General features: G+C 70.7%; 18 protein-coding genes. 4 read left to right on the forward strand and 14 right to left on the reverse strand.

Annotated features, from left to right (window positions below):
• The 6 genes from OP04_RS22260 to iolC form a co-directional block, all read right to left on the reverse strand.
• Entirely contained in the window at positions 1–1,047 is a 1,047-nt protein-coding gene (locus OP04_RS22260) for an ABC transporter permease (protein ID WP_033341724.1), read from the reverse strand.
• A complete protein-coding gene (locus tag OP04_RS22265; protein WP_033341725.1) occupies positions 1,047–2,039 on the reverse strand; it encodes a sugar ABC transporter substrate-binding protein in 993 nt (330 codons plus the stop codon). Before OP04_RS22265 ends, OP04_RS22260 begins: the two co-directional genes overlap by 1 nt.
• Positions 2,040–2,101: 62 nt before the next feature.
• Positions 2,102–3,967: a 3D-(3,5/4)-trihydroxycyclohexane-1,2-dione acylhydrolase (decyclizing) gene (gene iolD / locus OP04_RS22270; RefSeq protein WP_033341726.1), complete on the reverse strand. Its 1,866-nt coding sequence runs from the start codon at positions 3,965–3,967 to the stop codon at positions 2,102–2,104.
• On the reverse strand, positions 3,964–4,791 hold the full coding sequence (iolB, locus tag OP04_RS22275; RefSeq protein WP_033341727.1) for a 5-deoxy-glucuronate isomerase: 828 nt from the start codon (positions 4,789–4,791) through the stop codon (positions 3,964–3,966). Before iolB ends, iolD begins: the two co-directional genes overlap by 4 nt.
• Before the next feature lie 79 nt (positions 4,792–4,870).
• The gene (locus OP04_RS22280) at positions 4,871–5,758 is read right to left on the reverse strand and encodes a Cgl0159 family (beta/alpha)8-fold protein (protein WP_033341728.1); all 888 of its coding nucleotides are present in this window, start codon (positions 5,756–5,758) and stop codon (positions 4,871–4,873) included.
• Positions 5,751–6,689, reverse strand: a complete 939-nt coding sequence (gene iolC, locus OP04_RS22285; protein WP_033341729.1) for a 5-dehydro-2-deoxygluconokinase — start codon at positions 6,687–6,689, stop codon at positions 5,751–5,753. The genes OP04_RS22280 and iolC overlap by 8 nt, the downstream gene beginning before the upstream one ends.
• Before the next feature lie 132 nt (positions 6,690–6,821).
• Here iolC and OP04_RS22290 point away from each other — a divergent pair, with 132 nt between their 5' ends.
• Positions 6,822–7,559: a GntR family transcriptional regulator gene (locus tag OP04_RS22290; protein ID WP_033341730.1), complete on the forward strand. Its 738-nt coding sequence runs from the start codon at positions 6,822–6,824 to the stop codon at positions 7,557–7,559.
• A 16-nt stretch (positions 7,560–7,575) separates the two neighbouring features.
• Here OP04_RS22290 and OP04_RS22295 read toward each other — a convergent pair whose 3' ends face one another.
• Together OP04_RS22295 and OP04_RS22300 are read right to left on the reverse strand one after the other, a co-directional pair.
• The gene (locus OP04_RS22295) at positions 7,576–8,178 is read right to left on the reverse strand and encodes an HNH endonuclease (RefSeq protein ID WP_198153934.1); all 603 of its coding nucleotides are present in this window, start codon (positions 8,176–8,178) and stop codon (positions 7,576–7,578) included.
• A gap of 139 nt (positions 8,179–8,317) precedes the next feature.
• On the reverse strand, positions 8,318–9,658 hold the full coding sequence (locus tag OP04_RS22300; protein WP_033341731.1) for an AAA family ATPase: 1,341 nt from the start codon (positions 9,656–9,658) through the stop codon (positions 8,318–8,320).
• A gap of 228 nt (positions 9,659–9,886) precedes the next feature.
• Here OP04_RS22300 and OP04_RS22305 point away from each other — a divergent pair, with 228 nt between their 5' ends.
• Both OP04_RS22305 and OP04_RS22310 read left to right on the forward strand, forming a co-directional pair.
• Positions 9,887–10,132: a hypothetical protein gene (locus OP04_RS22305; protein WP_033341732.1), complete on the forward strand. Its 246-nt coding sequence runs from the start codon at positions 9,887–9,889 to the stop codon at positions 10,130–10,132.
• 88 nt (positions 10,133–10,220) lie between these two features.
• A complete protein-coding gene (locus OP04_RS22310; RefSeq protein ID WP_033341733.1) occupies positions 10,221–10,679 on the forward strand; it encodes a hypothetical protein in 459 nt (152 codons plus the stop codon).
• Between the two features lie 188 nt (positions 10,680–10,867).
• Here the strand turns inward: OP04_RS22310 and OP04_RS22315 are convergent, their stop codons facing one another.
• The 5 genes from OP04_RS22315 to OP04_RS22335 all read right to left on the reverse strand — a co-directional run bounded on the left by OP04_RS22315 (position 10,868) and on the right by OP04_RS22335 (position 15,780).
• On the reverse strand, positions 10,868–11,677 hold the full coding sequence (locus OP04_RS22315; protein WP_033341734.1) for an ABC transporter ATP-binding protein: 810 nt from the start codon (positions 11,675–11,677) through the stop codon (positions 10,868–10,870).
• Positions 11,674–12,705, reverse strand: a complete 1,032-nt coding sequence (locus tag OP04_RS22320; RefSeq protein WP_033341735.1) for a FecCD family ABC transporter permease — start codon at positions 12,703–12,705, stop codon at positions 11,674–11,676. The genes OP04_RS22315 and OP04_RS22320 overlap by 4 nt, the downstream gene beginning before the upstream one ends.
• Positions 12,702–13,721, reverse strand: a complete 1,020-nt coding sequence (locus OP04_RS22325; protein WP_033341736.1) for a FecCD family ABC transporter permease — start codon at positions 13,719–13,721, stop codon at positions 12,702–12,704. The genes OP04_RS22320 and OP04_RS22325 overlap by 4 nt, the downstream gene beginning before the upstream one ends.
• A 6-nt stretch (positions 13,722–13,727) precedes the next feature.
• The gene (locus OP04_RS22330; protein WP_033341737.1) at positions 13,728–14,735 is read right to left on the reverse strand and encodes an iron-siderophore ABC transporter substrate-binding protein; all 1,008 of its coding nucleotides are present in this window, start codon (positions 14,733–14,735) and stop codon (positions 13,728–13,730) included.
• A gap of 82 nt (positions 14,736–14,817) precedes the next feature.
• On the reverse strand, positions 14,818–15,780 hold the full coding sequence (locus OP04_RS22335; protein WP_198153935.1) for an alpha/beta hydrolase: 963 nt from the start codon (positions 15,778–15,780) through the stop codon (positions 14,818–14,820).
• 90 nt (positions 15,781–15,870) lie between these two features.
• Between OP04_RS22335 and OP04_RS22340 the strand changes: the two genes are divergently transcribed.
• Positions 15,871–17,850: an APC family permease gene (locus OP04_RS22340; RefSeq protein WP_033341739.1), complete on the forward strand. Its 1,980-nt coding sequence runs from the start codon at positions 15,871–15,873 to the stop codon at positions 17,848–17,850.
• A 7-nt stretch (positions 17,851–17,857) separates the two neighbouring features.
• Here OP04_RS22340 and OP04_RS22345 read toward each other — a convergent pair whose 3' ends face one another.
• On the reverse strand, positions 17,858–19,408 hold the full coding sequence (locus tag OP04_RS22345; protein ID WP_033341740.1) for a tetratricopeptide repeat-containing diguanylate cyclase: 1,551 nt from the start codon (positions 19,406–19,408) through the stop codon (positions 17,858–17,860).
• Positions 19,409–19,589 lie beyond the last annotated feature (181 nt).

Consider the following 19,589-nt stretch of genomic DNA (forward strand, 5'->3'; position numbering starts at 1 on the left):
CTACCTCCTCGACTGTTCCGCGAAGCGGCGGATGTACTGATTCGCCAGCACGGCGAGCAGCAGCATCGCGCCGAGGAAGAACTTGAACCAGTCCGCGTCCCAGCCGGCGTAGACGATGCCCTGCGACGTCATGCCGAAGATCAGCGCGCCGATCGACGCGCCGACCACGGAGCCGAAGCCGCCGGTCAGCAGGCAGCCGCCGATCACGGCCGCCACGATGTAGATCAGCTCCTGGCCGAAGCCGGCCTGCGCCTGGATCGAGGTGAGCCGCACGATCTGCGTGGTGCCGATGAACCAGGCCGCGAACGACGTGGTCATGAACAGCGCGATCGTGGTGCGCTGCACCGGCACGCCGACGTTGCGGGCCGCGGTGAGGTCGCCGCCGACCGCGAAGATCCAGTTGCCGAACCGGGTGCGCAGCAGCACCCACGACCCGAGGACCGTGGCCACGATCCACCAGAGGATGGCGATCTGGAACGACGCACCGGCGATGGTGACCTCGCTCGCGAAGATCGCCTTCAGCACGTCGTACCCGACGATCTGGTTGAAGTTGCTGACCACCACGGTGTTGGTCACCAGCTTCGTCACGCCCAGGTTCAGGCCCTGGAGCATGAGGAACGTGCCGAGCGTGATGATGAAGCTGGGCAGCTTCGTGCGCACCACGAGATATCCGTTGATGAAGCCGATCGCCAGGCAGAGCAGCAGCGACAGCAGCAGCGCGACCCACGTGTTGACGCCGTAGTAGGTGGTCAGCAGCCCGCTGGTGATCGCGGCCGTGCCGGTCTGCACGCCGGCGGACAGGTCGAAGTGCCCGCCGATCATCAGCAGCGCCACCGCGACGGCCATGATGCCGAGCGAGGACGCGGGGTCGAGCCAGTTCGCCACGCCGCGCGCCGACCGGAACACGTCGGAGAGCGCCGCGAAGAACCCGAAGACCAGCACGGCGCCGATCAGCGAGCCCAGCTCCGGCTTGAGGAGCAGTCGCTTGACCAGCCCGACGCGGGCGACACGTTCGTCGCCCGCGCCGGTCAGTGTGGCGCTGGTCATCAGCGGGTTCCGGCGGCCGCGAGCTCGGCGACCTGGGCCGCGTTCTCCTTGGTCACCAGCGCGGGGCCGGTGAGCACCTGCTGGCCGCCGCCGAGCACGTTCAGGTTCGCCTTGTACTGGGTGAGCATGGTGACGGCCATGTAGCCCTGCAGGTACGGCTGCTGGTCCACCGCGAACAGGATCTTGCCGTCCTGCACGCCCTTCGCGACCTCGGCGTTCAGGTCGAACGTGGCCAGCTTCGCGGTCGAGGCGGCCTCGGCGATGCCGGCGGCGGCCACGTTCGCGACCGGGCCGCCGAGCGTGACGACGCCGTCGATCGCGGTGTCCGCCTGCAGCTTCGCCTTGATCGTGGACTGCGAGGACTGCAGGTTGTTGATGTCGACCTGCAGGTTCTGGATCTGGCCGCCGAGCGTGGCGCCGACCGCGGCGCAGCGCTCCTCGAGGCCCACGTTGCCGGCCTCGTGGATCACGCAGACCACGTTCTTGATGCCCTGCTTCTTCAGTTCGGTGCCGACCGCCTCGCCCGCGACCTTCTCGTCCTGGCCGATGTGGGTCAGGGCGCCGAACTCCGCCGAACGGGACGCGCCGGAGTTGATGGTGATGACCGGGATGCCGGCCGCCACCGCCTTCTCCACGGACGCCTTGAGCGCGTCCGGGTTGGCCATCGAGACGACCAGGCCGTCGACCTTCTGGTTCACGGCCGCGTCGATCAGCTGCGCCTGCTTCTGCGGGTCGCCGTCGCTGCTGTACTGGATGGTGTCGCCGAGGTCGGTGCCGGCCTTCTCGACACCGTTCTTGACGATGCTCCAGAACGCGTCGCCGGCCGCGCCGTGCGTGACGACCGCGATCTTCAGACCGTAGGTGCCACCGCCCTTGCCGCCGGAGGTGTCATCGTCATCACGGTTCACCGCGTTCTCGCTGGAACAGGCGGCGGCCGTCACAAGGAGGGCCAGGGCTGCCACGGACGCCCCGACCCGGTAAAGAGCCTTCATTACTCGTAGTCCTTTCAGGAATACAGCGCGCGATACGCGGTGTGCCCTCCGCGTACGCACGGTTACATGTAGTGACGTTGGGCGCGTTTGCCCTCCCGGTACCGTGCGTGCGCGTCGCGCACGGTGTTCAAGGTAGATGAGGCCGCGACCGGCACGTCCCACCACGATCCACTTCCTGGCGAATCCAGGTACGGATCTGCGTCGACATGCACCACGATGACGCCTTCGGCCTTGCGTGCCTCGGCCAGCGCGTCGGTCAGCTCCTCGATCGAGGTGGCGCGGATCACCTCGGCGCCGAGACTGCGCGCGTTCGCTGCCAGGTCGACCGGCAGCGTGTTCCCGGCCAGCCGGCCGTCGCCGTCCCGGAACCGGTAGGCGGTGCCGAACCGCTGCGCGCCCACGGACTCGGACAGCCGGCCGATCGAGGCGTAGCCGTGGTTCTGGACCAGCACCACGATCAGCTTCACGCGCTCCTGCACGGCCGTGACCAGCTCCTGCGCCATCATCAGGTACGACCCGTCGCCGACCAGGACGAAGACCTCCCGGTCCGGCGCGGCCAGCTTCACGCCGAGCCCGCCCGCGATCTCGTAGCCCATGCAGGAGAAGCCGTACTCGACGTGGTAGCCCTTCGGGTCCCGGGTGCGCCACAGTTTGTGCAGGTCACCGGGCATCGAACCGGCGGCGCAGACCACCACGTCGCGCGGCTCGGCCGCGTCGTTGACCGCGCCGATCACCTCGGTCTGCGCGGGCAGCGGTTTGTGGTCCAGGTGGTACGCGCGTTCCACGGTCGCGTCCCACTCGGCCGCCAGCCGGCCCGCCCTCTCCCGGTACGCGTCGTCCGTCCGGTAGTCCGCCAGCGCCGCGGTCAGCTGCTCCAGCGCCACCCGCGCGTCCGCGACCACGGAGACGCCCGCGTGCTTGGCCGCGTCGAACGCGGCCACGTTGATGTTGACGAACCGCACGCCCGGCGCCGCGAACGCGGTCCGGGACGCGGTGGTGAAGTCGCTGTACCGGGTGCCGATGCCGATCACCACGTCCGCCTCGCGGGCGATCTCGTTCGCGGCCGTGGTGCCGGTCGCACCGACCGCGCCCAGGCTGAGCGGGTGATCGTAGGAGAGCGAGCCCTTACCGGCCTGCGTCTCCGCCACCGGGATGCCGGTCGCCTCCGCGAACGCCTTCAGCGCCTCGGTCGCCTCCGAGTAGACGACGCCGCCGCCGGCCACGATCAGCGGCCTCTGCGCGGTTCTGAGGATCTCCAGCGCCCGCGCCAGAGCGGCCGGCTCCGGCACCGGGCGCGGCACGTGCCACACCCGCGGCGCGAACAGCTCGTCCGGCCAGTCCCACGCCTCCGCCTGCACGTCCTGCGGCAGCGCGATCGTGACCGCGCCGGTCTCCACCGGGTCGGCCAGCACGCGCGCGGCCCCGAGCAGCGCGGACGGCAGCTGCTCCGGCCGCCACACCCGGTCGAAGTACCGGCTCACCGGCCGGAACACGTCGTTCACGGACACGTCGCCGGCCCGCGGGTCCTCCAGCTGCTGCAGCACCGGGTCCGCGACCCGGGTGGCGAACACGTCGCCCGGGAACAGCAGCACCGGCAGCCGGTTAACGGTCGCCAGCGCGGCGCCGGTCACCATGTTCGTCGCGCCCGGCCCGATCGAGGACGTGCAGGCCAGCGTGGACATCCGGTTCCGCATGCGGGCGAAGCCGGCCGCGGCGTGCACCATGCCCTGCTCGTTGCGGGCCTGCCGGTACGGCGCCGCGCCCGGATCGGTCAGCTCCGCCTCCAGCAGCGCCTGCCCGAGGCCGGCCACGTTCCCGTGCCCGAAGATGCCGAACCAGCCGTCGATCAGCCGGTGCTCGACGCCGTCCCGCTCGGTGCGCTGCGCGGCCAGGAACCGCACGGTCGCCTGTCCCACGGTCAGCCTCATGACGCGTCTCCCCTGGTGAACGGCAGTCTGGGGTCAATTTTCTGGTCCGCCCACGTGTCCCGGACCCACGCGTGCTCGGGGTCGTCGCGGATCAGCCAGGCGCGGGCGCCCGGCCCGGCCATCACGTTCAGGTAGTAGAGGTCGTAGCCCGGCGCGGCCATCGACGGCCCGTGCCACCCGTGCGGGACCAGCACGATCTCGCCGCTGCGCACCTCGCTCAGCACGTCGATCGGGCGCTCCGGCGTGCCGTAGACCCGCTGGTAGCCGGGCCCGCCGTTCGCCACCTCGAAGTAGTAGACCTCTTCCAGGACGGACTCGCCGTCGCGCTCCTCGTCGTGCTTGTGCGGCGGGTAGGACGACCAGTTCCCGCCGGGCGTCAGCACCTCGCAGGCGATGATCCGGTCCGCGTCGACCACGCCGGGCACGCCGAAGTTGTGCACCTGCCGGGAACAACTGCCCGCGCCGCGCAGCTCGACCGGGACGTCGGCGCGCGGGACGTACCGGAAAGGCTTCTTGATCGTGGCTTTTGCGCTCGTCAGAGCGATCTTTGCGCTTCCGGCCGCGGTGATGGTGAGCGTGGTGCCGAGCGGGACATACGCGACATCGGTCGGACCGTCGAAGACGCTCGCGCGGCCCTGGAGATCAGCCCTGTCACCGTCCGACGTGGACAAAGAACAAGAGCCGTTCAGCGGTACGGCAATCAGCTCCGTATCGGCCGTGTCCACCACGTAGGTGTCGCCGGCGTCCAGCGCGACGATCCGCAGACCGGAATAGGTCCAGCCGGCCGACTCCGGCGTCAGATCGGTGATCACGGTCGCGGTCATGCCACCTCCTCCGCTTCGCTCTCCCCCGGTGTCACGACCTTGTTCGACCGTGCCGGTGTGATGCCCTCGCGACGCTCGGTCATGCGGCCACCCCCGCGCCGCGCACCAGGGACACCGCCGTGTCGACCGCGGCCGCCACGTCCCCGTCCGGCGGGTAGAGCAAAGCGCGCCCGACCACCAGACCGCGCACGCCCGGCACGGACAGTGCCCGGCCCCAGCTCGCGTAGGTCTCCTCCGGGCTGCCGGACGGGTCGCCGCCGAGCAGCAGCGTGGGCAGCGTGGTCGCGGCCATCACGGTCTCCATGTCCGCCACGACCGGCAGTTTCAGCCAGGTGTACGCGCTGGTGCCGCCGAGCCCGGACGCGATCGCCACCGAGCGGGCCACGGCCTCGGTGCTCAGGTCGTTGCCGATCTTGCCGTCCGGCCGGCGGGCGGACAGGAACGGCTCGACCATCGCGATCTTCCGCAGCGCGGCCAGGTCGTCCACGGCGGTGGCGGCGGACTCCAGCGTGCGGACCGTGGCCGGGTCCTTCAGGTCGATGCGGAGCAGCATCTTGCCGCCGTCGAAGCCCATCCGGCCCACGGACGCGGCGTCGTAGCCGGTGAACCGGTCGTCGATCTCGAACGCGGAGCCCTGCAGGCCGCCACGGTTCATCGAGCCGATCGCGACCTTCCCGTCCAGCGCGCCGAGCAGCAGCAGGTCCTCCAGCACGTCCGCGGTGCCGAGCACGCCGTCCACGCCCGGCCGGTCCAGCGCCGTGACCAGGCGGGTGAGCAGCTCGTATCGGTCGGCCATGGCGAGGTGGTCACCACGCACGCCGAGCGCGCCACGCGCCGGATGGTCGGCCGCGATCAGCATCAGGCGGCCGTCGTTGAGCAGCGGGCGGGTGATTCTGGCGGCGGCCGCCTCCGCGACCGCGCCGGGGTTCGTGGCGCGCAGCTCGCGCAGTCTCGCGAAGTCAGGCATGGTTCCGCTCCAGCGCGCTCTCGACCTCGTCGGTGGTGGGCATGGCGGTGGAACACTCCAGTCGTCCGGCCACGATCGCGCCGGCCGCGTTCGCGAAGCGGATCAGCCGCTCCAGGCCCCAGCCGGCCAGCAGCCCGTGGCAGAGCGCGCCGCCGAACCCGTCGCCGGCGCCGAGGCCGTTGACCACGTCGACCGGGGTGGGCGGGACGCGGACCTCCTCTTCCCTGGTCTTCGCGAGCACACCCTCGGGGCCGAGCTTCACGATCGCCAGCTCGACGCCGGTGGCCAGCAGGGCGTCCGCGGCCCGGTCCGGATCGCTCTCGCCGACCGCGACCGTGCACTCGGTGAGGTTGCCGACCGCGACCGTGACCCGCGGCAGCGCTTCCTGGATCTGCTTGCGGGCGTCGTCCGGCGAGTCCCAGAACATGGGGCGGTAGTCGAGGTCGAGGACGGTGTGCGTCCGCCGGTCCCTGGCGCTCCACGCCGCATGATGGGCCGCGCGGCTGGGCTCCTGGGAGAGGCCGGTCACCGTACACCAGAAGAGGTTTGTCGCTTTTATGGTTTCAAGGTCTAGTTCTTCCGGGCGAATCACCAGGTCCGGAGCGATCGGCTGCCGGTAGAAATACAGCGGGAAGTCGTCGGGCGGGAAGATCTCGCAGAACGTGACCGGCGTGGCCAGGCCCTCGACCTCGGTCACGAACCGGTTGTCGACGCCCAGCTCGGTCAGCGTGCGCCGGACATATCTACCGAACGGGTCCGGGCCGACACGCGTGATCACCGCGGTGCTGCGCCCGTGCCGCGCGGCCGCGACCGCCACGTTCGTCGCGCTGCCGCCCAGGAACTTGCCGAACGTCTCGACATCCTCCAGCCCGACCCCGGTCTGCAGCGGATAGATGTCGACGCCGACGCGCCCCATCGTGACGACCTCCATAAGGTGGAGCCTCCCCGGTTTCCGGCGTGTTTCCGTCCCGCGAGCTTCCGCTCACCCGGCGTCGAGGTCAATACTTTGTCCTGACAAACACGCCCGCTTGTCCGGTCTCAGGTTTCTTTGGGGGGCGACCGCATGCCACTGCCGTCCATCACCGTCGACCGCGACCGCTCTCAACCCCTATATTTGCAGGTCAGCAACGCTTTGGAGGGGGCCATCGAGTCAGGCCTGCTCGCCCCCGGCGAACGCCTCCCCGACGAGATCTCGTTCGCCGCCTCACTCGGCGTCTCCCGCCCCACCATGCGCCGCGCGATCGAAGAGCTGGTCGCGGACGGCCTGCTCACCCGCAAACGCGGCGCCGGCACCCGCGTCAACGACATCCAGGTCCGCCGCCGCGTCGCCCTCACCAGCCTGCACGCCGACCTGACCGCCGCCGGCCGCCACCCCGCCACCCGCGTCCTGGCCCTCGACCCCGCCGCCACCGACCGCCACGCCTGCCGCCTGCTCGGCCTCCCCGACGGCGGCCGCCTCGTCCACTGCGAACGCCTCCGCCTCGCCGACGACTCCCCGCTGGCGATCCTCCGCAACTGGCTCCCGCCCCGCTTCGCCTCGCTGACCGCCGCCGACCTGGAGCACCACGGCCTCTACCACCTGCTGGCCACCCGGGGCGCCCGCCCCGCCGTCGCCAAACAACGCATCACCGCCCGCGCCGCCACCGCCACCCAGGCCCGCCTCCTCGACATCAGCCCCGGCGCCCCGCTCATCTCCATGCAACGCACCGCCTTCGACGCCGCCGGCTCCCCCATCGAATACGCCGACCACCTCTACCGCGCCGACCACTACACCATCGACGTCACGGTCTACAGCCGCTAGCGTGCCTGCGCGCCGCTCAGCGCAGAAAGACCGCGCGAAGTGGTTCCGACAGAAGTAACGCCGCCAGATCCGGGTCGTCCTCGAAGATCACAGAGGCGCCCTGCAGAACCGCCTGACGCAGCATCGCCTGACAGCCATCGGCGAATGGCTGACCGCGCACGGTGTCCGCTATCCGGTCCATTCTTGTCCAGTACTCGCGGCTGCGCGCAGACTCCCACTCGCGGAACAGCGACGCCAGGACCCATCGCGCCGATGCTCGGCCGTCCACCAGAACGTCACGATTCAAATCGTAGACATCAATGGCGTGTCGTCCTTTGTCCGTCCGTGCTCGGTACACCCCGGTCGCCAGAGACAGGAAGAGATGTTCGTCCGGATCGTCAGTTGTGGGATCAATCAGCATCGGGCTGCCGGCCGCGTCGACCGGAAACCGGTCTCGCTTCTTGTGACTGTTACAAAGAGAGCAGGCCAGCAGGTGATTGAGCCAGTCGAAGGTGCGCAACGGGCTACGACGCATCGGCTCGAAATGGTCGACATCTGTACCCTGGTTGTCCCCGCAGTACATACAACGCTCATGGCCGGGCGCCATCTCGCAGAGCGCGATCTTGACGGGGCCGTGCACTCCGCTCCGCACCGACCTGTCAAACCATAGCCTCCGGGCCAGCGCATACCGCTCATCTGCGGACACCGCACCGTCTGGCGACCGAGGTCCGCCATGCGAGATGACGTCTCCGCCGAGAGCTCGGTCCTGAACAATCTGATCATTGATCGGCAGGCCTCATCGCCAGGCGAGCCGCCACCTCATCGACGCGGGCCTTGGGTGAACTGGTGAGCAGACCGGAGATGTGCCTGTACCGTTCGATGTCAGGCGGCGAGGCGGATCCGACCACGACCGCGTACTCCAACTCGACCAGCTCACGCCGAAGCCGCTGCGCGGCATCCGAATACGAGGACTCGAGACCGAACAGGCCCGAGAGAGCCGCATCGTCACCGCTCCCGTAGACGACCCGCTCGTAAAGATCCTCACTCACCACCCGAGGCGACTCGTCCTGGTCAGGACCAGGCAGCCGGATGAGGCCACCGGGATCCGCCGACTGGCAGACGTACGGACTGTGGGTCGTGACGATGAACTGCATGTTCGGAAAGTGACTCTTCAGCCACGTGCCGATGCGCTTCTGCCAGGTGACGTGCAGGTGGGCATCAACCTCGTCGATGACCACAACTCCGGGTGCGACGACTCTCACAGAACCCTCGGTCTCGTCGAGGGCGATTTCGCCATAGCAGTCGTGAATCTGTTTGAGAAGATCGACAACCAGGGCAGTCACCGCACGATAGCCGTCGCTCATCTCTCGAAGAGGAAAACGACGGTCGTTGTTGTCGACCCACAGACCGTCCGCGTCGACGCCGCGTACCACATACCCATCGGGGAGCAGCCCGTCCGCCAGCACAGCGAGGGCCGCCTCCTTGAGCTCCGCTGCGCCGGACCGCCGTTCAAACGAACGAAGGTGCTGATCGATGAGCCAGGAGACGCCCTCAGCGAGCGATGCGTCCTCATGGAAGAGGCTGGCAAGCCGCGAAATCACCGCAGGCCCTTGCGTAAGTCGCTGCGCATCGATCGAGCCGCCGGTCAGCCGGCGAAACGGTCCGTATGCCGCACAGAACCAGCCTGCCGCATTCGGCTGCCAAGGACCCCATGCCGAGGGCGAATTCCCGCTCGACAGGAGCGGTTGAGGGTCACGTCCTGTCGCCCTCAGCGGACGAGCGAGTCTCCACGACATGGAGAGACTCAACGGCTCCTCAGAAACATCGCCCTCTCCGGAGAGATCCAGCACCGGGTCGGCAACTAAGTCGAGACCTACCGATCCTGCGTCTCGGCCGACAGTGATCCAGTTCGAAGAATCAGGCATCAGAACACCGGCCGACGAGTGACCACTGATCGCCAATGCGATCGCCCGCAAGAGCGACGTCTTACCGGAGCCGTTCCGACCCGCGATGACAGTCCAACCCGCATACGTGCCGTCCGGGCGCTCGAGGCCGAGATCCACCGAGCGCGCGTCATGGAAGCCCCGAACGTTCTCCACTCGGACCCGTGCGATGTACATGGTCCGACCCTAGTCGCCACGCGCGGCCCGAGGGCCCGCCCGGGACCACGATCCGCGGCCTCAGCCGGCCGGCCGCCGGCGGTCGGCGTGGACGGCGCCGGTCGGGGTGGGATCAGAGTCGCGGGCGGTGCCGTGGAGCCGGAATGTGCAATCACCCGGGAGCGTGGTGAGTGGGGAGATCCTGGGGGTACGTGAGGGGGAATGGCGACGGACAACGGGAGAAGAGCTGTGGACCGGCGGGAGCAGAACGGGGTTTACACGGTGTCGGGGCCGGCCGGGAGTGCGCGGTTCGAGCCGCTGCTGGGGAAGGGGTCGGTGCAGGCCAACGACGGCAATCACCTGTGGGAATACCTTCCCGCGGCGCAGGGGGAACGCGCGGCGGCGGTCCTCGATCAGGGCGAGGCGGGGCTGTGGGCGGTGCTGGAATCCTGGTACGGCGAGCGGCTGGAAATCACGGAGCAGCAGTTGCTCTGAGGACGACAGCGCGGCTCAGTCGCGACATCGTGCCATCCACCGCATCGAATCGGATTGATAGCGACATTCGTCGCTAACGTCACGGGCCATGTCCAGACTTCTCTCGGCCCTGATGCGGCTGCTGCTGAGCCTGATTTTCGCTGTCGTCGGGATCTTCGTGTTCTCGCAGCTCGGCTGGCCCTACCTGATCTCCCTCACCCAGCCGGAGGCCGCGGTCACCATCGACGGGCCGTGCCGGAGCGGCGTCAACGAGTCCGAGCGCCTCTGTGGCGGCTCCTGGACGCTGAGCGGCGCCGAGACCAGCGGCGAGGTCCGCGGCGTCGACCTGCGCACCGGCACCAGCGTCTCCGCCCATGTGGACGGCGACCGGGCGCTCGTCGTCCCGCCGGCCGGCACGCTGGCGCTCTACTGTGTACCGCTGCTCTTCGTCCTCGTCGCCCCGCTCATCCTGTTCACCGGCCGCCTCCGCTTCTCCCGCGGCTCCGACGACGGCTGGGACTTCGGCGACAGTGACGGCGGTGGTGACGGCGGAGGCGGCGGCGACTGACCACACGCGGCGGGACGGCCGGCGCCGGTACCGGGTGCAGGGCCCTGCTCTTGACCGTGTGGCCACGGATCCGGCAGGGAGGAGCGCCAGCGACGACCGGTGCCCGCGGGAGCATGCGGAAGGCGACCACCGCGACAGCGGGAAGATGAATTGGATCTTGATCTGTCAGCGGGAGACGGTCGTGATCCTCACGCGGCGATCCGGTGCCGCCCGATCGGGACGATCATCGGGGTGGCGGAGACCGGGTCCGGCACGACCCGGCAGCGCATGCCGAAGACCTGCTCCACCACGGTCTCGGTCAGCACCGACCCGGGCGGGCCGGCGGTGACGACCGCACCGTCCTTCATGACGACCAGGTGATCGGCGTAGCGGCAGGCGAGGTTGAGCTCGTGCAGCACCATGACCACGGTCGCGCCTTCGGTCTCGTTGAGGTCGGTGAGCAGGTCGAGCACCTCCACCTGGTGGCTCACGTCCAGGTACGTGGTGGGTTCGTCGAGCAGCAGCACGCCGGTGCGCTGCGCGAGCGCCATGGCGATCCACACGCGCTGCCGCTGCCCGCCGGAGAGCTCGTCGACGGCGCGGCCCGCGAGCGCCAGCGTGTCCGTCGCGGTGAGTGCGGCCGTGACGGCGGCGTCGTCCTCGGCGGTCCAGCGACGGAAGTAGCCCTGGTGCGGGTGCCGGCCGCGGCTGACCAGGTCGGTGACGGTGATCCCGTCCGGCGCGATCGGGCCCTGCGGCAGGATGTTGAGCCGCAGCGCGACCTCGCGGCTCGGGATGGAGTGGATGGACTTCCCGTCGAGCAGCACGCTTCCGGAGGAGGGTGGCAGCAGCCGGGCGAGTCCGCGCAGGAACGTGGACTTGCCGCACGCGTTCGGGCCGACGATGACGGTGACCTTGCCGGTCGGCACGGTCAACGTCAGGTCGTCGACGATGCGCCGGTCACCGTAGCCGAGCGACAGGCCCTGGGCCTGCAATGTGGAGGCCTGCACAGCGGTCATTCTCCTCGTCCGGTGCGGTTGGCCGTGGCGAGCAGCCAGAGCAGGTAGGGCGCGCCGATCACGCCGGTGATCACACCGACCGGGAAGATGATGCCGGGGATCGCGTGCGCGCCGATGAAGTCCGCGGCCAGCACCACGGCGGCGCCGACCAGGCCGGCGGGCAGCAGTGCGGGGCGTCCGCCGCGGACCAGGCGGGCCGCGATCGGGCCGGACATGAACGAGACGTAGGCGATCGGGCCGGCGGCCGCGGTCGCGGTCGCGACCAGCAGCACGCCGGTGAGCAGCAGGCCGAGCCGGCCGCGTTCGACGCCGATGCCGAGGCCCTTGGCCATGTCGTCGCCGAGCTGGAGCCCGCCGAGCAGCCGGCCGAGCAGCAGCGCGGCCGGGATCAGCACCAGGCCGGCGAGCGCGAGCGGCCGGACGTCGTCCCAGTCGCGCGCGTTGAGGCTGCCGGTGAGCCAGATCAGCGCGTCCTGGGCGACGCGGATGTCCGTGCGGGTCAGCAGGAACGACATGACGCCGGCCAGCGCGGCGCCGATGCCGATGCCGACCAGCACGAACCGGTAGGTGCCCATGCCGCCGCCGCGCCAGGCCAGCACGTAGATGAGCGCGCCGGTGACGAGCGCGCCGGTCAGCGCGATCACCGTGATCAGGCCGCCGCTCGCGCCGAAGAGCACGATCGCGAGCACGGCGGAGCAGCTCGCGCCCGCGGTGACGCCGATGACGTCCGGGCTGGCCAGCGGGTTGCGGACCAGGTTCTGGAAGATGGCGCCGCCGATGCCGAACGCGAGTCCGGTGAGGACCGCGAGGATCGCGCGGGGCAGCCGCAGCGTCCGGACGATGTAGTCGACCTGTGGCGGCGTCGGCTGCCCCAGCAGCGATCGGACGATGTCGGGCAGCGAGACCTGGAACGATCCGTAGGACAGCGAGAGCGCGAAGAGCACCAGGACCACGAGCCCAAGGGCGATGGCGACGGTACCCGCGCGGCGCGCCTCCCTGCGGCGGGTGGCCGCGACGATGCCGGTCACAGCTCGGCCAGCCGGCGCCGGCGGGCCATGGCCACGAAGAACGGCGCGCCGATGACCGCGGTGACGATGCCGACCTGCACCTCGCCGGTCTCGGTGATGACGCGGCCGAGCACGTCCGCGAGCAGCAGCAGGATCGGCGCGAGGAGCATGGCGTACGGCAGCAGCCAGCGGTGGTCCGGCCCGGTGAGGATCCGGGCCGCGTGCGGCACGATGAGCCCGACGAAGACGATCGGCCCGGCCATGGCGGTGGCGGTGCCGCAGAGCAGCACGACCGCGACCGCGGCGATCAGGCGTGCGCGGCCGACGTGCTGGCCGAGCGAGGAGGCCACGTCGTCGCCGAGCGCGAGCGCGTTGAGCACGCGTGTCGAGGCGAGCGCGATGAGCACGCCGACGGCCATGAACGGCAGCGCTTTCGCGGCGACGTCGGTGGAGCGCGCGGTGAGCGACCCGACCTGCCAGAAGCGGAACTGGTCGTAGGTGGCCGCGTCGGTGACCAGCACCGCGGTGGTGAAGGAGAGGAAGACGGCGGTGAGCGCGGTGCCGGCCAGCGCGAGCTTGACCGGGGTGGCGCCGCCGCGGCCGAACGAGCCGATGGTGTAGACGACCACGGCCGCGACGGCGGCGCCGGCGAAGCCGAACCAGACGTACCCGGTGAGGCTCTTCAGCCCGAACACGCTGATGCCGATGACCACGAAGAACCCGGCGCCGGCGTTGACGCCAAGGATGCCGGGCTCGGCGAGCGGGTTGCGGGTGACGGCCTGGATGATCGCGCCGGACAGGCCGAGCGCGATGCCGGCCAGGATGCCGACCTCGGTACGCGGCAGCCGCGACTCCGTGATGATCAGGTGCTGCTGGAGCGCCGGGTCCGGGTGGAGGAGGGCGTCCAGCACCGTGCCGAGCGGCAGCGGCTGGGCGCCGACCAGCAGGCTGAGCAGCGCCACGCCGACGAGCGCGGCCGCGCCCACCACGAGTCCGGTGGTGAGCGCGGCAGCCCGCCGGACGCGAGTGTCCGGCATCGGTGGTCAGCCCAGCGCGGCGGCGAGCATCGGCGGCACCTTGTCCAGCGCGTAGCCGAGGCCGAGGACGGAGCCGCTGGAGAACGCGGACGAGATGCCGGCGTCCTCCATGTAGACGACGTGGCCGGCCTGCACGGACGGCACGGCCTGGAGCAGCTTGTCCGCCTTGATCTCGGCCGGCTCGACGCCGATCATGAAGATCACGGTGAGGTCCGCGTCGAGCAGGTTGAGCTGCTCGTTCGAGAGCGAGACGAAGAACGACTCGCCCTTCTTCTCCTCGATGGCGGTGGCGTTCTTGAAGCCGAGCTTCTCCATCAGGCCGACGCGGATGTCGCTGCTGACGTAGGCGCCCCAGCCCTGGCTGGTCTTCACGCCGGCGGTGACGGACTTGCCGGCGAACGACGGGTTCGCGGCCGCGGCGGCGGCGAACTTCGCCTCGAGGTCGGTCTTGAGCTTCGCGGCCTCGGCGGTCTTGCCGAGCGCCTTGCTGACCAGGTCGAGCTGCTGGTCCCAGGTGGTCGCGTACGCCGCCGCGCCGGCCGGGACGCCGACGACCGGGACGCCGAGCGCCTTGAGCTGGTCGTAGCGGGCCTGGTCGCCGCTGGACCGGGTGTCCAGGATCAGGTCGGGCCGCAGCGCGGCGATCTTCTCCATGTCCAGCTCGAGCGTGCCGACCTTCTCCGGCGCGGTGGTGTACTTGCCCTGGTTCCACGGGCCCTGGCCGTCGCCGCCGAACGCCATCCAGTCGGCGTCGCCGACCGGCTGCACGCCGAGCGCGAGCGCGACCTCGGCGTCGCTCCAGCCGAGCGTGATCACGCGGGCCGGCTGCTTCGGCACGGTGATGTCGCCGAACGCGGTGGTGACCGTGACCGGGAACGTGTCCGCGCCGGCTCCGGTGGACGTGGAGGGCGCCGCGGTGTCCTCGGTGCCGGTGGTGGTACAGGCGCTCAGGGTGATGGCAGCGGCAACCGCGGCGAACAACAGCCGGCGGCCCCGGTTCGGGACGAAACGCATGCGGGATGACTCCACGTGTCGGGGAAGGGTTGCCTTACCTAACAGTGTGTGAGGGTACGTCATCAAGCAGCTGCGTCACAGGTCACAACGCGGGCACCGGGGCGGCCGCGAGGATCCGGCCGAGCCAGCCGGATCGGGCCGCGAACGCCTGCCGGGCCATCGCGCCGTCCGGGACCAGCGCGTCCCACGCGTGCGTGCCGCCGGGCCAGACGTGCAGCTCGCAGGCGCCGCCGTCGGCCCAGATCCGGCTCGCGTAGGCGACGGACTCGTCCCGGAAGACCTCGGCGGAGCCCACGTCGACGAACGCGGGCGGCAGTCCGGACAGGTCGGTCGCGCGGGCCGGTGCGGCGTAGGCGGACACGTCCGACGTCCCGGCGCGCGCGCCGAGCAACGCGGACCAGCCCGCCCGGTTGTGACCGCCGGTCCAGGTGCCGCTTCGGTCGAACTGACGGGCCGACGCGGTCCGGTCCCGGTCGTCCAGCATCGGGCAGATCAGCATCTGGCCGCGCAGCGCGGGGCCGCCGCGGTCGCGGGCCAGCAGCGCGGTCCCGGCCGCGAGCCCGCCGCCCGAGCTGATGCCGGCCAGGATCAGGCGTCCCGGATCGATGCCCAGGTCACCGGCGTTGCGTGCGGTCCAGATCAAGGACGCATAGGCATCCTCCACGGGGTACGGATCCGGGTGCTCCGGCGCCAGCCGGTAGTCCACCGTGACCACCGAGACGTCGTGCGCGGCCAGCAGCGGCAGGATCAGCGACAGGCCGGTGTGCCGGGTCCCGCCGACCATGCCGCCGCCGTGCAGCACGAACAGTCCCGGGCCGGCGCCGACGTGGCCTGGCCGGCTGTAGACGGACGCGGTCAGCCGCGCGTCGCGGTAGCCGTCGGCCGTGATGTCCCGGCGGACCACGTCGTACCCGCTCAGGTCCTCGGCGTTGCCCGCGCGCAGCCCGGTGATCAGGTCTTCGGCGGCCGGCGCGGGCACGTCGCGGTCCAGGCCCGCGGCGGCGAGCACGGCCTCGACGTCCGCGTCATAGGGAGGTCTTGTCACGCTGCCATTGCACACGGCCGGGGTATACGCGCTGTTGACGTGACAGGGGCGGGTAGCGTGCCCACGGCGATTCCGATCGAGGGGGAGACTATGGGCGGCAGCCCTGAGCCGGCGATTCCGGCGTACGTGGACAGCCCGGTGCGGGAACGTCCGCCGGGCACTCCGCTGGGGCGGTGGCTGCTCAAGGACCGGGTGCAGCCGGTCGGCCCGGAGAGCACGGAGTCGCACGCCGCCCCGCAGGCCTGGTGGAAGGTGATGTGCCTGACCGGCGTGGACTACTTCTCCACGCTCGCCTACCTGCCCGGCATCGCCGCGCTGGCCGCCGGCGTGCTGTCGCCGCTGGCCACGCTGCTGATCGTGGCGCTGACGCTGCTCGGCATGCTGCCGATGTACCGCAGGGTGGCCCGGGAGAGCCCGCGCGGCCAGGGTTCGGTGGCGATGCTGGAGAACCTGCTGCCGTTCTGGTGGGGCAAGCTGTTCGTGCTGATCCTGCTGGGCTTCGTCGCCACGTCGTGGATCGTGACGATCACGCTCTCCGCCGCGGACGCGTCCGTGCACCTGCTGGAGAACCCGTACGTGCCGACCGCGTTCCACGGCCTGGCCGTGCCGATCACCGTGATCATGCTGCTGATCCTGGGCGGCGTGTTCCTGCTCGGCTTCAGCGAGGCGGTCGGCGTCGCGATCCCGCTGGTGGCCGTGTTCCTGGGCCTGAACCTGGTGGTGGTCGGCGCCGGACTGTCCGATGTGTTCGGCACACCGGGCGCGCTGGCCGGCTGGACCGCGGCGCTGACCACGGGGCAGGGCGGGTTCTTCGGCGTGCTGACCACCGCCGTGATCGCGTTCCCGCTGCTGGTGCTGGGGTTGTCCGGCTTCGAGACCGGCGTGAGCATGATGCCGCTGGTCGCGGCGAAGGGCGAGAACGCGGCGCAGCGGCTGGAGAACCGGGTCCGGAACACGCGGCGGCTGCTCACCGCGGCCGCCGTGATCATGAGCTTCTACCTGATCGCGACCAGCTTCGTGACCAGCGTGCTGATTCCGGAGGCCGCGTTCGAGGAGGGCGGTCCGGCGAACGGGCGGGCGCTGGCCTACCTGGCGCACGAGCGGCTCGGCGAGGCGTTCGGCACGGCGTACGACATCAGCACGATCTTGATCTTGTGGTTCGCCGGCGCGTCCGCGATGGCCGGCCTGATCAACATCGTGCCGCGCTACCTGCCGAGTTACGGCATGGCGCCGGAGTGGGCGCGCGCGGTCCGGCCGGTGGTGCTGGTCTACACGCTGATCAGCGTGGTGCTGACCATCGCGTTCGGCGCGGACGTGAACGCGCAGGCCGGCGCGTACGCCACCGGCATCCTCGCGATGATGGTCTCCGGCGCGGTCGCGGTGACCGTGTTCGCGATCCGGCACCGCAAGCGCGGGGCGAGCATCGGCTTCGCCGCGCTGACGCTGGTGCTGCTGTACGCGATGACGGAGAACATCATCGCCAAGCCGGACGGCATCGCGATCTCCGCGCTGTTCATCGCCGGGATCATCGTGGTCTCGCTGGTCTCCCGCGTCACGCGCACCACGGAGCTGCGCGCGGACCGCATCGAGTTCGACGACGCGGCGCGCCGGTTCATCGCGGACTCGATCGCGCACGACGGCGCGCTGAACCTGATCGCGCACCGGCCGCAGACCCGCGACGCGGCCGAGTACGCGGAGAAGGAGGGCGAGCAGCGCGGCATGAACCCGGTCCCGGGCCGCGCCGACGTGCTCTTCCTTGAGGTCGACGTGGCCGACCCGTCCGAGTTCAGCGGCGTGCTGCGGGTACGCGGCGTCGAGGTCGGCCCGCACCGGGTGCTCCTCACCCAGTCCCCGGCCGCGCCGAACGCGATCGCGGCCGTGCTGCTGGCGCTGCGGGATGCCACCGGGGTACGCCCGCACTGCTATTTCGAGTGGGCCGAGGGCAGCCCGGTCGTGCACCTGCTGCGCTACCTGCTGTTCGGCCGCGGCGACACCGCGCCGGTGGTCCGGGAGATCCTCCGCCAGTGCGAGAAGGACGCGTCACAACGCCCCGGCATCCACGTGGGCTGATGCGGGGTCAGGCGGCCGCGAGCTGGTTGCGGCCGCCGCGCTTGGCCAGGTAGAGCCGCGCGTCGGCCCGGTCGTAGAGCTCGCGCGCGGTCTCGCCGGCCACGCACTGCGCCAGGCCCATGCTGAGCGTGACGCGCAGGCCGGCCGCGATCTGGTGCCAGTCGCGGGTGAGGATCACCTGGCGGATACGTTCCGCGACCACCCGGGCCTCGCGCTCGCCGACCGCGAGGAACATGGCGAACTCGTCGCCGCCGAACCGGATCGCCACCTCGTCGTGCCGGCAGTGCGCACGCAGGACGGCCGCGATCTCGCCCAGCACGCGGTCGCCGACGCCGTGCGAGTAACGGTCGTTGATGCCCTTGAACTCGTCCACGTCGATGAGCAGCAGCGAGCCGACGTCCTGCAACGTCTCCATCCGCCGGTCGAACATGCGGCGGTTGCCCAGGCCGGTGAGCGCGTCCGAGCTGGCCGCGTGGTCCGCGCGGGAGCGGGCCGCCTCCAGCTCGACGCGGCGGTGGGCCTGCCGGAGCATGGTGCGGCGGTCCATCCGCAGGCGCCACAGCGACTCGACGTGCCCGCGGAGCGCCGCGAACACGGTCTGGGTGGCCTCGCCCGGCGACTCCTGCAGCGCGAGGCGGGCCAGCTCGTACCGGTAGAGCAGCCGCTGCGAGGCGAGCACGGCCAGTTCCAGGCCGGCCTGGAACTCGCGGCGGGCGCCGCGCAGGTCACCGCGGTCGCGCAGCACGATGCCGTGGGCGAGGTGCAGCAGCCGTGCCTCGTGGCTCTGCCCGGTGTCGCGCATGCGGATCAGGAAGCGGTTGATCGGGCCGAGCGCCTCCTCGTGCAGGCCCTGCTTGGCCGCGCCCAGCGCGAGCAGCGCGAACGCCAGCGGCGAGTCGACGTCCTGGTCGGTCCACTTGCGGACCAGCGCGAGGCTCCGGCCGACCGCGACCGCGGCCTCCTCGGCCCGGTCGACCTGCTCCAGGCGGACCGCCCACTCCAGCAGCAGCTCCGCGTGCTGGAGCTCGGCGGAGGTGCGCCACAGCTCCGGCGCCTCGTAGGCGTCCAGCGCCCGCCGCATGAGGCTGTCGGCCAGCTCGAACAGCTCCGCGTTCTTCGCGGCCTCGCAGAGCGACGCCATGGCGGAGAAGAAGCGGGGGCCGCCGGTCGGCGTGATGTCCAGCAGCGACATCGCGCGCGCGATCCAGTGCAGGCCCTCGTCCACGTGGGCGAGGCTGAGGTGGGCCCGCGCGGTGTCCGCCATGATCTTGGCGTCGGTGGCGCGCGGGCCACCGTAGTAGGCGTCCGCGATCAGCGCCTCGCCGATGGTCAGCGCCTCGTCGTGCCGGCCGAGCGCGGCCAGCGCGTACATCCGGCCGAGCCGGGCCACGCGCCAGGTGCGCTGGTCGCCGAGGAGCAGCAGCACCGCCTCGCCCTCGTCGGCGGCGGCGAGACCCTCGGTGTGGTGACCGCGGATAGTCAGGTCATGAACGCGGAGAGCAAGATCGGGGTACGGACCGTAGGGCGACACGGCCACCGGCAGGCGGTCACTGGTCACCAGCGTGTCCTCCCGATCTGTGGTGGTGCTCGACTTCCGGTCGCCCCTACGGTCGGCGGCAAAACCGCGAAGGTAAGGGGTCCGGCGCAGGATCAAAGACCCTGAGCCGGGACGTTACGGGCGAAATCCGGCGGGCCGACCTTGTCGAAGCGGGTGATCGATCCGCAGAGGCGGATTGTAC

The organism is Catenuloplanes japonicus (assembly GCF_000717135.1).
Classification (GTDB): Bacteria; Actinomycetota; Actinomycetes; order Mycobacteriales; family Micromonosporaceae; genus Catenuloplanes; species Catenuloplanes japonicus.

Coding starts and splice junctions, on each gene's coding strand:
- OP04_RS22265 (WP_033341725.1), bottom strand. CDS start 2,039: ATGAAGGCTCTTTACCGGGTCGGGGCGTCCGTGGCAGCCCTGGCCCTC.
- iolC (WP_033341729.1), bottom strand. CDS start 6,689: ATGGAGGTCGTCACGATGGGGCGCGTCGGCGTCGACATCTATCCGCTG.
- OP04_RS22280 (WP_033341728.1), bottom strand. CDS start 5,758: ATGCCTGACTTCGCGAGACTGCGCGAGCTGCGCGCCACGAACCCCGGC.
- OP04_RS22260 (WP_033341724.1), bottom strand. CDS start 1,047: ATGACCAGCGCCACACTGACCGGCGCGGGCGACGAACGTGTCGCCCGC.
- iolD (WP_033341726.1), bottom strand. CDS start 3,967: ATGAGGCTGACCGTGGGACAGGCGACCGTGCGGTTCCTGGCCGCGCAG.
- iolB (WP_033341727.1), bottom strand. CDS start 4,791: ATGACCGCGACCGTGATCACCGATCTGACGCCGGAGTCGGCCGGCTGG.
- OP04_RS22325 (WP_033341736.1), bottom strand. CDS start 13,721: ATGCCGGACACTCGCGTCCGGCGGGCTGCCGCGCTCACCACCGGACTC.
- OP04_RS22300 (WP_033341731.1), bottom strand. CDS start 9,658: ATGTACATCGCACGGGTCCGAGTGGAGAACGTTCGGGGCTTCCATGAC.
- OP04_RS22290 (WP_033341730.1), top strand. CDS start 6,822: ATGCCACTGCCGTCCATCACCGTCGACCGCGACCGCTCTCAACCCCTA.
- OP04_RS22330 (WP_033341737.1), bottom strand. CDS start 14,735: ATGCGTTTCGTCCCGAACCGGGGCCGCCGGCTGTTGTTCGCCGCGGTT.
- OP04_RS22340 (WP_033341739.1), top strand. CDS start 15,871: ATGGGCGGCAGCCCTGAGCCGGCGATTCCGGCGTACGTGGACAGCCCG.
- OP04_RS22315 (WP_033341734.1), bottom strand. CDS start 11,677: ATGACCGCTGTGCAGGCCTCCACATTGCAGGCCCAGGGCCTGTCGCTC.
- OP04_RS22310 (WP_033341733.1), top strand. CDS start 10,221: ATGTCCAGACTTCTCTCGGCCCTGATGCGGCTGCTGCTGAGCCTGATT.